Genomic DNA, 14,820 nt, shown 5'->3' on the forward strand with positions numbered 1-14,820 from the left:
CGGGGCGTGTTGTTTTGACCGAAAATTAAGGGAAACGAGCGAAAAAGCCCGGAAAACTCAGCCGCCCATGAGGGAGTTCAGCAGGTCGTCAGCGGCGTCGCCCACCACGTCCTGGGCCACATTGATGGCGTAGTGATACTCGCAGTAGCCGTCCTTATAGACTTCCTTGTCACACTCCTTGCAGTGGGAGGAGCCGCAGGCGGTGAGGCTGGCCACAGCAGCCAGGGAAACGATCAGAACCATCAGTTTTTTCATGAAAGACATCTCCTTATTCTCTCTTTTTTGTTTTTGGGAATATTTAATTGGAATATTTAATTTGCCATCTGCTTCCACAGACAGTAAATCACGTCGCTGCGGGGGCAGCTGCGGCCGGCCTGGAAGGCCAGTCCGTCGGTGAGGCCGGCGTTCCGGGCCCAGTTCACGGCGGCGGAGGACCAGTCGCTGCCCACCAGGGAGTCCCCGGCGGCCCGGCACAGGAAGGTGAAAATCTGGTTGTAGGCCAGGGGAAGGTCAGGGCCGAAGGAGTCGGCGCTCACGCCGCTGGTAATGCCCTGCTGGGCAGCCCACAGCACGGGGAGGTAGTAGTACTGGCCGGGATCGGACACGTCCTTGAAGGGGGAGACGGTGGAGGTGGGCTGGGGGGAGCCGGCGGCCCGCCACAGGAAGGTGACGGCCTGGGCTCGGGTGACGGTGGCGGAGGGGGAGAAGGTGGTGGCGGAGGTGCCGGCGGTGATGCCATGGTTCATGGCCCAGACCACCGCGTCGGCGTAGTAGTCGTTGGACATCACGTCGGTGAGATTGGCCACGGGCTCGCTGAAGTGGACGTTGGCGCCGGTGAGATACTGGTTGTAGGAGCCCACCTTCAGCTTCATCCACTGCTGGAGGGTGCCGCCGTACCACACGTCCTCCAGGGCGTAGCAGAACTGGAAGGCGCCCAGGCCGATTTCGGTGACGCTGGCGGGGATGGTGACGGTTTTCAGGTTGCGGCTGCTTTCAAAAGCGCCGCCGTGAATGGTGGTGACTCCTCTGGGAATGGAGACCTCCTCCAGGCTGCCGCAGTTGCTCAGGGTGCGGGTGGGGATGGCAGTGAGGAAGCCGGGCAGGTGTACGTCGGTGAGCTTATAGCAGTAATTGAAGGTGCCGGCACCGATCTCAGTGATGCTGTCGGGCAGGTAGGCGCTGACCAGATCTTCGCAGCCGTGGAACACCATGTCCCCCAGCTGGGTAACGCCGTCGGGCAGGGTGACAGAGGTCAGACCGGAGTTGCAGAAGGCCATGTCGTCAATGAATTTCACCGTGCCGGGAATGGTGAGGTCGGTGAGGGATTCACAGTAGGAGAACATCTCCCTGGGGATGGTGGTCACGCCCCGGCCGATGACCACGCTGGTCAGAGCGTCGCAGCTGGTAAAAGCCTGCTTGCCCACCGAGGTGACGCTGTCGGGGATGACCACGCTGGTGAGAAATTCACAGTCGTAAAAAGCCTGATCGCCGATGGAGGTGACGGTGTTGGGGATGGTGACCTGCTCCAGCTTGGCCCGGGTCAAGCCGCTGCGGAAGGCCCCCTTGCCGATGGCAGTGACGGGGACGCCGTAAATTTCCGAGGGGATGTCCACCCGGGAGGCGGACAGGTCGCAGCCGGTGATGGTGCCGGTGTTGGCGTTGAAGTAGATCTTGCCGCCCTCCACTTCATAGCTGATGCTGGCGGCCTGGGCGGTCACTGCCATGCCCAGACACAGGGCCAGGGTCAGGACCAGGGACAAAAGCCGACGTGTTTTTTTCATAGATACCGCTCCTTTTCAACACAAACTTGCTTTCGGATGGATGGGGCGGAAGCCCTTTTCCGTTCCTTCTGGTATAGAGTGCCGGTTCGCCCGCCGCCGGTTTTATAAAACTTGAAAAATTTTTAAATTATTTTTCAGCCGCCCGCCGGCAGCCTCCCCGCCCTCCGGCTTACATCGTAGAGTGCCGGGAGGGAACCAAACGGTTTTAAAAACCATAACATTTTTTAACAATGAAATGCAGGACGCCCAGGGGGCGGAAAAAGGTGCTGCATTTTTACCAATTGTAGATCGAAACAGGGGAAAAAGCACCCGGAAGACAAAAATTTTTGCCCTGCTTCAAAACCCCCAAAAAGCGGAGGGTTGGGAAATACCTCCAAACCTAAAAAGTCAAAACTTTTATGGGATAAATCTTTGAAAATCGCATATTTTGTGAACAAACTTTGGTGTTTTTGTAAATATTAGCACTCGTCGATTGACAGTGCTAATTTCTGGTGCTATAACAGAGGTGTTCCAAGAGAGAGGAGCAAAAAGAGCTCCTCCCGCAGGGCAAAAGATAAGTGCTATGAATGGAGGAATGACTTATGTTGCCCAGCATGTTTGGTGAGAATTTGTTCGATGAATTTTTCGATGATAATTTTGGGATGCTCCCCATGTGGAATGGCCGCAATCCCTTGTATGGCAAGCACGCCAAGAACCTGATGAAGACCGATGTGCGGGAGACCGAGGACACCTACGAGGTGGACATTGACCTGCCCGGCTTCAAGAAGGACGAGATTAGCGTGGACCTGGAGGACGGCTACCTGACCATCCGTGCCGCCAAGGGCCTAGATAAGGACGAGAAGGACAAGAAAGGCAAGTACATCCGCCAGGAGCGTTACGCCGGCGCCTGCAGCCGGAGCTTCTACGTGGGCGATGTGGAGGCCGAGGATGTGACCGCCAAGTACGGGGACGGTATCCTGAAGCTGTCCATGCCCAAGCAGGCCAAGAAGGAACTGCCCAAGAGTTCCACCATTGCCATCGGATAACCAAAATACAACAAAAGGGGCGTCTCCGCTGCGGCGGAGACGCCCCTTTTGTTCCAAAGCCCCTGTTTTTATGAAAAACTGACCTGATCAGACGAAGTGTTTCCTTTTGCCCGGAAATGGCAGGAAAAAGTGGAGCCTGCCCCTTGCATCCTGCCCCGGTGCTCTCTATAATAGCAGCGTAACGACAACCAAAAGGCTTCCGTTCGACGGACCAAAGGGCCCAGCCGGACCGCAGGCAAAGAATCAGAGGAAAATGCGGGTTTAAAAGCGATGAAGCAGCAAGTAACAGCCTCCCGAGAGGACATCTTCCAAACCTATTCCGTCCCCAAGGCGCTGCGGGTGATGATTGTCCCGGCAGTGACCAGTCAGCTCATTGTGCTGATTTACAACATGGCGGACACCTTTTTTGTGGGGCAGACGGGCAACCCCTACATGGTGGCCAGCACCTCCCTCATTCTGCCGGTGTTCAATATCACCCTCTGCCTGGCCGGCCTTGCGGGCATCGGCGGCGGCGCGCTCATTGCCCGGCTGCTGGGCCAGAAGCAGGTGGAGGAGGCCCGACGGGCCGCCACCTTCTCCCTGTATCTGGGGGCGGCCATTGCGGCGCTGTTTTCTCTGGGTATGGCCCTCTTTATGGAGCCCATCCTGGCCCTTTTGGGGGCGGGAGACAACACCTACGCCTACGCCCGGCAGTACGCCCTGTGCGTCATTGTCACCGGAGGTATCCCCACGGTGCTCTCCAACGTGCTGTCCAACCTGCTGCGCAGCATCGGCCGGTCCAAGGAGGCCGGGGCGGGCATCATTCTGGGCGGACTTCTGAACATCGCCCTGGACCCTCTCTTTATGTTTGTGCTGATGCCTGACGGCCAGGAGGTGCTGGGCGCCGGCGTGGCCACCTGCCTGTCAAACTGTGTCGCCTGCCTGTTTTTCCTGGTGGTAGTAATCCGCATGGGAAAGGACTCCATCATCACCTTTAGCCCCCGGGTGGGGCTGGCCCGGCGGAGCAGCATTGCCGCCGTGTTTGCGGTGGGTCTGCCCTCAGCCATTACCACCTTCCTCTTTGACCTGGACTATGTCATCATCGACAAGCTGATGGTGTCCTACGGGGACCTGGCTCTGGCCGCCATCGGAATTGTGCTGAAGGTGGAGCGCTTCCCCCTGAATGTGGGCATCGGTATCTGCCAGGGCATGATGCCCCTGGTGGCCTACAACTACGCGGCGGGGAACAAGCAGCGGATGGAGGACACCATCCGCCTCTCCCGGGGGCTGGGCCTTGTCATTGCGGCGGTCAGCGTGGTCCTTTACGAGCTGTTTGCGGTGCAGTTTTCCCACCTCTTTATCTCCGACACCCAAACGGTGGAGATGGCCTCCCAGTTTCTGCGGATTCGGGTGCTGGCCACGCCCCTGATGTTTCTGAGCTTCTTTACCGTCTACCTGTTCCAGGCCTTCGGAAAGGGACACATCTCCCTGTTCCTGGGGGTGACCCGGTGGGTGGTATTCAACATCCCCATGCTCTTCCTGCTCAACTCCATTTTTGGGATGTACGGTATTGTGTGGTCCCAGGCCACCGCGGATATACTGACGGTGGCGCTGTCCTTCTTTATGTACTTTAAATGTAAGCCGAGGCTTTAACGCAATTTGCCCCGGCCGCCTTTTCACAGGCGGCCGGGGGGGTTTTTGAAAACGGGGGTCACAGTGTGGCCAGCAGGTCCTCCACCCGGGTGCAGCGGCGGGGAAAGCGGCGGCGCAGGTCCTCCACCGCGTTTTCCATGATGTAGGGCGTGCCCACCACCTCCAGCATAGGCAGGTCGTTGTAGTTGTCCCCGATGGCCATGACCTCCTCCGGGGCAATGCCCATGGCGGCGCACAGGGCCCGGATGCCCGTCCCCTTGTCCGCCAGGGTGAAGTCCAGCCACGTTTCGCCCGCCACCGCCGCCTGAAAGTGGGCGCGCCACTTGGGGGCCAGCAGGGGCTCCACCTCGGCGGCCGTCCGGCGGCAGTAGGCGGACACCTTCACCATGTCCTCGGGGATGTCCTCCGGCCGGTCGGCCAGGGCCACCCGGTTGCCCACGAAGTACCGGACGTGATCCACTACGTCGGGCTTTTTGGGACAGAGATAGCTGGTGTTTACGCCGGAGACCAGTACCTCGCACTGGTCCAGGGCCAGGATGTCCCTGCACAGCGCCTCGGCCAGAGTGCGGTCCATGGCCGTCTTGGCCAGCAGGGGGCCGGGATTGCCGGGGCCGAAGACCACGGCGCCGTTTTCGCATACGTAGTAGAGCCGGTCTGCCACCGGCCGAAACAGCCGCCGCAGGCTGCTGTACTGCCGCCCGCTGGCGGGACAAAAGGGAATGCCCTTGGCCGCCAGGCGGTCAATCTCCTCAAACACCCGGGGAGAGATCTGAGTCTCATCCCCGTGGAGCAGGGTGCCGTCAATGTCACATGCAATGAGTCGAATCATAATTGATTTGCTTCCTCCAGTGGGGGACACTGTTCCAGCAGCTGGGACAGCGTCTCCAGATTCCAGTCGCCCAGGCCGGCCTGAGCCGCCGGGCCCATGGCGGCGGCGGGCATCCCCGCTGCATGAATGGCCTGCACGCCGGCCACGGCGTCGTCCACCCCCATGCAGTCCCCCGGGTCCAACCCCAGGGACTCTGCCGCCTTGAAAAATACCTCCGGGTGGGGCTTGGAGTGGGTGACGGTGTTTCCGTCCGCTCCCCCGTCCAGCAGCTTCCCCAGTCCGGTTTTTTCCAGAATGAGGGGGGCGTTCTTGCTGGCGGAGGCCAGTCCAAGACGATAGCCCCGCTGCCGCAGGGTGGTGAGCACCCGGACCGTCTCCTCCGACAGGTCCGCCGGAGTGAGACGCGCCAGCATGGAGCGGTAGGTGTTGTTTTTTTCCTCCGCCAGGCAGAGCTTTTCCTCCGGGGTGTAGGAGCGGGGGCTGCCCTCCAGCACGATGTCCAGACTGTCCATGCGGGACACTCCCCGGCACCGGTCCCCCTGGGCCTGGTCAAAGGGGATGCCCAACCGGTCGGCCAGAGCCTTCCAGGCCTGAAAGTGGAATTGCTCCGTGGACAGGAGCACCCCGTCCAGGTCAAACAAAATGCCCTTGATCACAGACGAAGCCTCCTTCAACGACAGGTGTCCTGGAATTCCGACGGGCTCATCCCCACCACCTTTTTAAAGGTGGCGGAGAAGTAGGTGATGTCCCGGTAGCCCACCTGCTCGGCGATCTCATAGACCTTCAGCCGGCAGTCCCGCAGCAGCTCCATGGCCTTGTGGATGCGGTAGCGGGTGAGGTAATTCAAAATGGTGTAGTCTGTCTCCTTGCGGAACAGGTGGCTCAGATGGCTCTCGCTGAGCCCCAGGTGCTGGGCGATGGTCCCCACGGAGATGTTCTGCTCCCCGTAGTGCTCGCCGATGTAGTCCATGGCCTGGAGGACGTACTTGCTCTTGTCCCCCTTCTTAAGGCCGGGCAGGGCGGGCTCCTGGGGCCGCTGGCCGGCCTCCATCCGGCGGCGCAGATTGGTCACCGCCTGCTCCAGCTCCCCATCGTGGAAGGGCTTGAGGAGAAAGTCCACCGCCCCCAGACGCAGGGCGCTCTGGGCGTAGGAGAAGCTGTCGTAGGCGGTGAGGATGATGACGTAGGCCTGATTGCCCCGCTCCCGCAGCTTTTCCAGCATCTGGATGCCGTCCATCCGGGGCATTTTCAGATCGGTGATGATGAGGGAGGGGTGGTAGCGCTCCACAGCCTCCAGGGCCTCCTCGCCGTCGGCGGACTCGCCCACCACCACGCAGTCCAGGGCGGCCCAGTCCACCGCCAAGACTATGCCCTTGCGGATCATCTCCTCGTCTTCTACCACCAGTACCTTCAGCATGGTTCCTCCTCCTTTCGCAGGGGTAGGGTGGCGGTCACCTCCGTGCCCGGTCCATCCTCCCGCCGGTCCAGATAGAGCCCGTAGTCCGGGCCGTAGTGCTTTTTCAAAATGGTGTCCACGTTGTAAAGGCCCAGATGGCTTCGTCCGGCAGGCTCGCTGCTGCGCACATAGGGCCCCACCAGCTCCGGGGGCAGGCCCCGGCCGTTGTCTGTGACGGAGATACGCAGGGTATTGCCCTCCACCGCCCGCACCTGAACCCGAACCACGCCGTCCTCCACGCCGTCCAGACCGTGGAGGACGGCGTTTTCCACAATGGGCTGGAGAATCATTTTGGGCACCAGGCAGTCCTCCAGATCCGGGGGCAGGTCCACCTCAAACCGGCACCGGGCGGATAAGCGGATGGACTGAATCTCCATGTAGCGGCGGAGAATTTCCACTTCCCGGCTCAGGGGGACGAACTCATCGGGGGAGATGCAGAAGCGGAGAATGTCCGCAAGGTCGGTGGACATGAGGGCCACCTGGGGCACCTGATTGATTTTGCTGATCCACTTCATGGTGTCCAGGGTGTTGCACAGGAAGTGGGGGTTGAGCTGAGCCTGGAGCATGCGGATCTGGGCCTCATTGAGCTCCCGCTGGTTTTCCACTAGCTGCTCCTGGTTTCGCTTGAGGGCGGCCACCATGCCGTTGAAGCGCTGGGCCAGCTGGCCCAGCTCATCGTTCTGGCCGGGGGGCACGTATACGTTCAGGTTGTTCTGAACCACCTGGCCGATAGCGCCGTGCAGCCGCTGAATGGGGCGGAACATCTGCCGACTCAGGCGCAGGCTCATGAGAATGGAGAGGGCCACGCACACCAGGGCGCTGCCGCCGGTGACGGTGGTCAGCAGCCGCCGGGTACCGGGGTTCAGGGACTGGGGGTACTGAAGCACCACATAGAGGCCCATCTCCTCCTGAAGGGCCACCCGGTAGGCGTAGGGGGTCCCCGACTGCCCCAGCGGCTCGCCCTTCAGAAGCTGCTCCCGCAGCAGGGGAGCCAGATCGTCGGTCAGGGAGGTCTGGGTGGCATAGACGGTGCGCCAGTAGGAGTTGAGTAAAAGCAGGTCATTTTGGGCCCCGTAGCTCCCCTCCAGAAGGCGGCTGAAGTCGCCACGGGTCATGGTGATGACCAGATAGCCCGCCGTCCCGTCTTCACCGTCGGGGATTCGGGCGGCCCCCTGAAAGAGCACGGCGCTGTTGCCCTCGCCGCCGTCCACCTGGGCAAAGACCAGGCTTTTGGCCTGCCGGGCGGCGTGGAGTACGCCCCAATGGGTGGGGAGCTGGGCGCCGAAGGGGGCGCTGCCGGTGGAGTAGAGACAGGTGCCGTCCCCGTTGAAGAGGTCAAAACGGGCGGCGGAGCGGCTGCCCTCGGTGGCGCTGTACAGCTCACTGTAAACCATGCCGCTCTCTCCCTGGCCTCCGGCCAGGGCTGGGGCCACATAGGGGCTGGCCTGGAGGGCCAGGGCAGTCTGGCGGAAGCCGGCGTACAGACTGTCCAGGGTCTCCACCACCCGGCTCAGCTGCCCACGGCTCTCCTGGTCCGTCTGGCTGTCCAGACGGAGGCGGAAGACCTGCAGCAGCATGGCCGAACACAGCAGCACCGGCACCAGGGAGGCCACCAGAAAGCCCACAAACAGCCGGGTGCGGAAGGAGTGGGTCACCTTCTTCACGGCTCCTCACCCCCTCCGAAGTAAAAGGCCCAGGACATGAGGATCTTATTGTGGTTTTCACTGGCCCAGGGGATGTCGTAGTCCACCAGAGGGATATTCTCCATCAACGGGAGGGTGGAGGCAAGATCCTGGATCTTGCGGATGGGGCGGCGGGAGAAGGAGGTCTCCATCTGCCGCTGTACGTCCAGGCCGGAGATGAAGTCCAGAAACAGCTGGGCATTTTCCTCGTGGGCCGCTCCCTTCACCAGAGCACAGCCGTCGGGGACGCAGCTGGTGCCGTCGCTGGGGTAGACGATGCCCAGCTCCGCGCCCTCGGCCCCCCGCTTCAGGGCGGTCTCCTCCAGGGTGATGCCCACCAGGTCCGTGCCGTCGGCCACCGAGTCCAGCACGGCCCCGGAGCTGTCCAGCTGCCGCCCGTCCAGGCTGACGGCAAAGCGGCGCAGCGTCTCATCCCTGTCCCCGCCCACGGCTTTCAGCAGGGTCACAAGGCCGGTGTAGGAGGAGCCGGAGACACTGGGGTCACAGAAGGCGATGCGCCCCTGAAAGGCGGGGGAGAAGAGGTCGCTCCAGGCAGTGAGCTGCCCGGGAGAGACCAGCTTGGTGTTATAAATGAGCACCACCGGCAGGGCGGAAAAGGGGGTCCACAGGCCGATGGGGGAGCGCAGCTCCGGGTCCAGCAGCTCCCAGTCCCGGCAGAAGTAGGGGGTGAAGCAGGAGGCGTAGGCCTCCAGACTGTCCACGCCGCCGCCGAACATCACGTCGGCCTGGGGGTGCTCCTGTTCCTGGACCAGGCGGTCCAGCAGCTCGTTGGTGCCGCCCACCACCAGCTCCACCCAGATGCCCGTGCGGGCCTCAAATTCCTTGATGATGGGGCGGTACACCTCCTCCTTGTGGGAGGTGTAGACCACCAGCCGGTGTTCCTCGTCGGGGGCAAAGGAGGCGGCAGACCGGTCCTCCGGGCGGGAGCTGCAGCCCGTCAGGGCCAGAAGGGCGGCCAGCATCAGGCACACAAGGGCCCGTGCCCGGTGTCGGTTCATGGTCATCCCTCCTTAAACTTCCTCTGTGGGGTTGTGGATTTTTTCCCATTATAGCACAAGATTTCCCCGCCGTTCATCCATATTTCACCAACATTGCAGTCTGACTCAAAAAACCGCAGATTTGTCCCCTGTTCAGGAGAGGGCCGGGCGAATACAATAAAAATGACCAGAGCGATTGGATTTGCCAATGCTCGTTTTAGTGAATTGTGATAAAGGAGGATATGAAACGATGAAACGATTGCTCTCTCTGCTTCTGGCCGCATCCCTGTCTCTGGCGCTGGTTGCCTGCGGCAACAACGCCGCTCCCTCCGGCAGCGGCAGCACTCCCTCCGGCTCCGGTTCCGGCGGCGGTGAGCCCGCCAACCTGACCGAGACCCAGAAGATCATCCAGGAGGCCCAGGGCATGACCCTGGAGGAGCTGGCCAAGAAGGCCATCGAGGAGTCCAACGGCAAGATGTTCTACGGCGTGGGCAACTCCAGCCGCGGCAAGAGCGCCCTGCCCCTGTTCATTGAGTACCTGCAGACCATCGATCCCAACTACACCCTGGAGTTCGAGTGGCAGCAGCCCAAGAACAACAAGATCTTTGATCAGCTCACCGCCGACTCCCTGAAGGAGACCGGCACCTTCGCCATGACCCTCATCCAGGACGGCAACCAGATCGAGTCCAAGATGGTCCAGACCGGCATCCTGGACACCTTCATCCCCAAGGACTGGGCCGACGCCAACGGCACCACCGCCGAGGAGTATGAGGGCTACCTGCCGCTCCAGACCCTGAACAAGATCTTCATGTACAACAACACCGGCTCCAAGACCTATGACAACTGCTGGGACTTCGTGGCCGAGGGCGAGCACGGCCTGTTTATGGACATCGACTCCGAGATCGTGGGCAAGAACTTCCTGTACATGCTCACCCGGGACGACTACTCCGCCATGCTGAAGGAGGCCTTTGAGGCCCTCTCCGCCGAGGAGCAGGCCTACTTCCAGCCCACCATCGACGCCATGGCCTCCGAGGCCGAGAGCCTGGGCCTGGGTGAAAACGGCAAGTACGCCCTGGCTTGGATCAAGCTGTGGGTGGGCAGCTACAATGCCCAGACCGACGACGGCCCCATCTGCAACACCCTGGTTGACAAGTCTGCCACCGATCAGTTCGGCCTCATCGTTTACTCCAAGCTGCGCTCCGTAGAGGAGTCCGCCTCCGTCTCCAAGAATAACATCACCGTGGCCGCTTACAACGACGGCTACACCGGCATGGGCGGCTTCGGCTACTGCCACTACCTGTTCGTCACCGACAACAGCCCCCTGCCCTGGACCGCCTGCGCCTTCATCGCCTACATGACCTGCACCGCCGACGGCTTCTCCGCCTGGGGCAAGGACATCGGCGGTTACTCCTCCAACCCCAACGTGGCGGCTGAGAACGAGGAGATCTATCACCACCAGACCGGCGGCATGGCCGAGGACGGCACCACCGTGGAGTTTGCCGCGCTCAACGACCACGGCTACGACTGGTGGGTGAAGGATGGCAAGCTGGTGCTGGAGGATCCCGAGTACTGCGCCTCCGTCTCCTTCACCGTGGGCAGCTGGATCGAGATGCTGGATAAGTACAGCGCCGGCTGATTCGCTCCAACCCAAAGCCGCTTTGACCTTGGGACGCTGCTGAACGTTCATGAACCCTGAATGCTGAACAGGGCGCCCTTGGAGCACCATTCCCGTCTCCAAGGGCGCCCCTCTATTCCTGACGAGAGGAGTACCGCTATGAACCAATCAACCGCCCTGCGCCCCAGCCGGTCCGGGATCGCGTGGAACAAGGTGAAGACCTTTCTCTCCAAGCCCCACAATGTGATTCTGCTGCTCATGGGCATCGTGGTCACCATCACCACCATCGCCCCGGTGGTAGCCATTGTGGAGGACACCTTTAAAATCCACCCCGGCACAATTGACGCCCATCTCACCGGCCAGGTCAGCGGCTATACCTTGGTCAACTACATTGACCTCTTTACCAGCAACCTGGCCAAAACAAACCTGTGGACCCCTCTGCTGAATACCGTCTACCTGGCCGTGGGCACCTGCGTGGTCTCCATCCTCTTCGGCGGCATATTCGCCTTCCTGGTCACCCGCACCAACCTGGCCTGGCGGAAGTACCTCAGCTCCATCTTCATTTTCCCCTACATCATGCCCCAGTGGACTCTGGCCGTGGTGTGGCAGAACCTCTTTAACTCCAACGCCGTCACCGGCACCTCCAACGGCCTGCTCTCCGCCACCCTGGGCATTAACATGCCCATCTGGTGGTGCAAGGGCCTGTTCCCCAGCCTGGTGGTGCTGGGCCTCCACTACGCCCCCTTCGCCTACATCCTCATCGGCGGCATCTTCCGCAACATGGATGCCAACCTGGAGGAGGCGGCCACCATTCTGGATACTCCCAAGTGGAAGACCATGTTCAAGATCACCCTTCCCATGGTCAAGCCCGCCATCCTGTCCACCATCCTGCTGGTCTTCGGCAGCTCCATGGGCTCTTACCCGGTGCCCCACTACCTGGGTCTCACCACCCTGTCCACCAAGTACGTGTCCATGAACTCCAAGTACACCGGCGAGGCCAGCATCCTGGCCATCATTATGATGGTATTCGGCGTGGCCATCATGTTCCTCAACCAGATGTCCCTCCACAGCCGGAAGAACTACACCACCGTCACCGGCAAGTCCGGCCAGATCTCCAAAATCAACCTGGGCCGGGTGGGGAAATACGTCATCGCCCTGGTGCTGGTCATCGTCACCTTCTTTACCAGCATTTTCCCCATCGTCTCCTTTGCCTTTGAGACCTTCCTGCCCAACCCCGGCGACTACTCCTTCCTGTACACCGGGGACACGGATAACCTCACCACCAAGTGGTGGACCACCGACGAAAACATCACCGAAAACGGCATGTACGGCCAGAAGGGCATCCTCCACAACGAGACCATCTGGAACGCCTTCAGGGGCACCATCCTGGTCAGCGTGGCCTGCGCCCTGCTGGCGGGCACCATCGGCACCCTCATCGGCTACGCGGTCTCCAAAAACCGGCGAAGTCGCGGGGCAAACTACGTAAACTCCATGGCCTTCCTCCCGTACCTCATGCCCTCCATTGCCGTGGGCGCCGCCTTCTTCGTGCTGTTCTCCAACGAACACGTCAATCTGTTCAACACCTACACGCTGCTGATTATTGCGGGCACCATCAAGTACATCCCCTTTGCCAGCCGCAGCTCCCTCAACTCCATGCTCCAGCTCTCCGGTGAGATCGAGGAGGCGGCCATCATCCAGGACATCCCCTGGATCAAGCGGATGACCCGCATTATCATCCCCATCCAGAAATCGTCCATCATCAGCGGCTACATGCTGCCCTTCATGACCTGCCTGCGTGAGCTGTCGCTGTTCATGCTGCTGTGTACCCAGGGCTTCATCCTGTCCACCACCCTGGACTACTTTGACGAGATGGGTCTGTACGCCTTCTCCAGCGGCATCAACCTGATTCTGATCATCACCATTCTGGTGTGCAACACCGTGGTCAACAAGGTCACCGGGGCCAGCCTGGATAAGGGAATAGGAGGTTAAAACCATGCCTGAAATCAGATTAGAACATGTGACCAAGCGCTGGGGCAAATTCTACGCCGTGGACGACCTGGACCTGGTCATTGAAGACAACGCCTTTGTCACCCTGCTGGGCCCCTCCGGCTGCGGCAAGACCACCACTCTGCGCATGATCGCCGGCCTGGAGACCCCCACCTCCGGACGGATTACCATCGGGGACCAGGTGGTCTTCGACAGTGAGCTGGGCATCAACGTCCCCGCCAACAAGCGCAAGGTGGGCTTCCTCTTCCAGAACTACGCCCTGTGGCCCAACATGACCGTCTATGAGAACATCTCCTTCGGTCTGAAGAACATCAAGGAGCCCCTGCCCAAGATTGACTTTGAGGCCAAGAACGCCGCCCGCCTGGCGGAGATCCTCAAGCAGCCGGGCGAAGTGGTAAAGGTGCTGGAGGAGTGCCGGGACAAAAACGGCAAGCTGGACGAGAAAAAGGCCCAGCTGAAGCTCATTGACGCCTTTACCATCTCCATCTACACCGCCAAACAGCTCTTCTCCTACCATCTGGAGAAGAAGCCCGACCTGTCGGGCACCATTTCCTCCCTCCAGGCCAAGGCGGCCGCTGCCCGGAAGGCGGCCGCCTCCGCCGGAGGGGAGCTGGACGAGGAGTTCCGGCTGGTAAAGGGCGGCCAGGTGGTCACCGAGACCCGGAAGCTCACCCGCGAGGAAATCGACCTCACCGTCCGCCGGGTGTCCCGCATCGTAAAGATCGGCATGTTCATGGACCGCTACCCCGCCGAGCTCTCCGGCGGCCAGCAGCAGCGCGTGGCCATTGCCCGCACCCTGGCCCCCGAGCCCTCCGTGCTGTTCATGGATGAGCCCCTGTCCAACCTGGACGCCAAGCTGCGCCTGGAGATGCGCTACGAGCTGCAGCGCCTCCACGTGGAGACCGGTTCCACCTTTGTCTACGTCACCCACGACCAGATGGAGGCCATGACCCTGGCCACCCAGATCTGCCTCATTGAAAACGGCGTCCTGCAGCAGTACGACGCCCCCCTCACCGTCTACAACCGGCCCAACAACCTCTTTGTGGCCGACTTCGTGGGCAACCCCTCCATCAACTTTGTGGAGGCCAAGGGCGCTCAGAAGGCGGACGGCGCTCTGGAGCTCACGATCTTCCAGGGCCGGAAGGCCATCTTCCGTCCCGCCGCCCCCCTGGACCTGAACGCCTGGTTCCAGAGCCGGGACAAGGCGGCAGAGGAGAAGGCGGCCAAGGTGAAGGCCAAGGCCGCGGAGAAGGGCTATGTGGAGAAGGGCAACAAGGACGAGGTCTTCCGCTACCACATCGCCAAGGTGGTGGAGGATGACTTCTCCCTCCAGGAGGAGCCCGTCATCACCAACGAGGACTTTGTGCTGGGCATCCGCCCCGAGGCCGTGGACATTGTGGACAGCGGCAACCTGGAGGGCGAAATCTACGGCGCCATGCCCACCGGTATGGAGTCCACCATCAAGGCGCGTGTGGACGACTTCCTCCTCACCGGCGTGGTCTTCGGCAGCACCCTCTTCACCATCGGCTCCAAAATCCATGTGGACATCTCCGGAGAGAACGTCATGCTCTTTGACCGGAAGAGCGGCCAGCGCATCGCGGTGGGATCTCTGGAAGTATAAAAAGGAAATCATGACGAGAAGAAATCCGGGGCGGGCCATAAGGCCCGCCCCGGATTTTGTGCTGGGACGGGAGACGTACGGAAAAGGGGGATAAAAGGGCGTGTCCGGCCCCCTGTATGCACAGAGGACCGGACACAGAAAAGAAGGGAGATTGGCCGCAGGTCGGGAGAAGGG

At 61.2% G+C, this 14,820-nt stretch carries 12 protein-coding genes; 5 read left to right on the forward strand and 7 right to left on the reverse strand.

Annotated elements, in window-relative coordinates; translation table 11 throughout:
• Positions 1–57 precede the first annotated feature (57 nt).
• Together DWX58_RS09620 and DWX58_RS09625 are read right to left on the reverse strand one after the other, a co-directional pair.
• Entirely contained in the window at positions 58–255 is a 198-nt protein-coding gene (locus DWX58_RS09620; RefSeq protein ID WP_118643348.1) for a hypothetical protein, read from the reverse strand.
• A 56-nt stretch (positions 256–311) separates the two neighbouring features.
• Positions 312–1,781: a leucine-rich repeat protein gene (locus tag DWX58_RS09625; protein ID WP_118643350.1), complete on the reverse strand. Its 1,470-nt coding sequence runs from the start codon at positions 1,779–1,781 to the stop codon at positions 312–314.
• 581 nt (positions 1,782–2,362) lie between these two features.
• Here DWX58_RS09625 and DWX58_RS09630 point away from each other — a divergent pair.
• Together DWX58_RS09630 and DWX58_RS09635 are read left to right on the forward strand one after the other, a co-directional pair.
• The gene (locus DWX58_RS09630) at positions 2,363–2,806 is read left to right on the forward strand and encodes an Hsp20/alpha crystallin family protein (RefSeq protein ID WP_118643352.1); all 444 of its coding nucleotides are present in this window, start codon (positions 2,363–2,365) and stop codon (positions 2,804–2,806) included.
• 270 nt (positions 2,807–3,076) lie between these two features.
• Positions 3,077–4,438: an MATE family efflux transporter gene (locus DWX58_RS09635; RefSeq protein WP_243093406.1), complete on the forward strand. Its 1,362-nt coding sequence runs from the start codon at positions 3,077–3,079 to the stop codon at positions 4,436–4,438.
• 58 nt (positions 4,439–4,496) lie between these two features.
• Here DWX58_RS09635 and DWX58_RS09640 read toward each other — a convergent pair whose 3' ends face one another.
• Genes DWX58_RS09640 through DWX58_RS09660 form a run of 5 tightly spaced genes read right to left on the reverse strand, consistent with a single transcriptional unit; the run spans position 4,497 to position 9,424 of the window.
• Positions 4,497–5,267, reverse strand: coding sequence for an HAD family hydrolase (locus DWX58_RS09640; protein ID WP_118643354.1), 771 nt, complete (start codon positions 5,265–5,267; stop codon positions 4,497–4,499).
• Positions 5,264–5,923 carry a beta-phosphoglucomutase gene (pgmB, locus tag DWX58_RS09645; protein ID WP_118643356.1) on the reverse strand — a complete coding sequence of 220 codons (660 nt, stop codon included), beginning with the start codon at positions 5,921–5,923 and terminating at the stop codon, positions 5,264–5,266. Before pgmB ends, DWX58_RS09640 begins: the two co-directional genes overlap by 4 nt.
• Before the next feature lie 14 nt (positions 5,924–5,937).
• On the reverse strand, positions 5,938–6,684 hold the full coding sequence (locus DWX58_RS09650; protein ID WP_118643358.1) for a response regulator: 747 nt from the start codon (positions 6,682–6,684) through the stop codon (positions 5,938–5,940).
• A complete protein-coding gene (locus DWX58_RS09655; RefSeq protein WP_243093408.1) occupies positions 6,678–8,387 on the reverse strand; it encodes a sensor histidine kinase in 1,710 nt (569 codons plus the stop codon). Before DWX58_RS09655 ends, DWX58_RS09650 begins: the two co-directional genes overlap by 7 nt.
• Positions 8,384–9,424 (reverse strand): ABC transporter substrate-binding protein, encoded by a 1,041-nt coding sequence (locus DWX58_RS09660; RefSeq protein WP_243093410.1) that lies wholly within the window; start codon positions 9,422–9,424, stop codon positions 8,384–8,386. The genes DWX58_RS09655 and DWX58_RS09660 overlap by 4 nt, the downstream gene beginning before the upstream one ends.
• A gap of 229 nt (positions 9,425–9,653) precedes the next feature.
• On the opposite strand from DWX58_RS09660, the gene DWX58_RS09665 reads away from it, so the two are divergent.
• The 3 genes from DWX58_RS09665 to DWX58_RS09675 all read left to right on the forward strand — a co-directional run bounded on the left by DWX58_RS09665 (position 9,654) and on the right by DWX58_RS09675 (position 14,646).
• Positions 9,654–11,039 (forward strand): hypothetical protein, encoded by a 1,386-nt coding sequence (locus tag DWX58_RS09665; RefSeq protein ID WP_118643362.1) that lies wholly within the window; start codon positions 9,654–9,656, stop codon positions 11,037–11,039.
• 138 nt (positions 11,040–11,177) lie between these two features.
• Positions 11,178–13,007 (forward strand): iron ABC transporter permease, encoded by a 1,830-nt coding sequence (locus DWX58_RS09670; protein WP_118643364.1) that lies wholly within the window; start codon positions 11,178–11,180, stop codon positions 13,005–13,007.
• A gap of 4 nt (positions 13,008–13,011) precedes the next feature.
• Positions 13,012–14,646: an ABC transporter ATP-binding protein gene (locus DWX58_RS09675; RefSeq protein WP_118643366.1), complete on the forward strand. Its 1,635-nt coding sequence runs from the start codon at positions 13,012–13,014 to the stop codon at positions 14,644–14,646.
• Positions 14,647–14,820: the final 174 nt, after the last annotated feature.

Source organism: Pseudoflavonifractor sp. AF19-9AC (assembly GCF_003478995.1).
GTDB lineage: Bacteria > Bacillota > Clostridia > Oscillospirales > Oscillospiraceae > Lawsonibacter.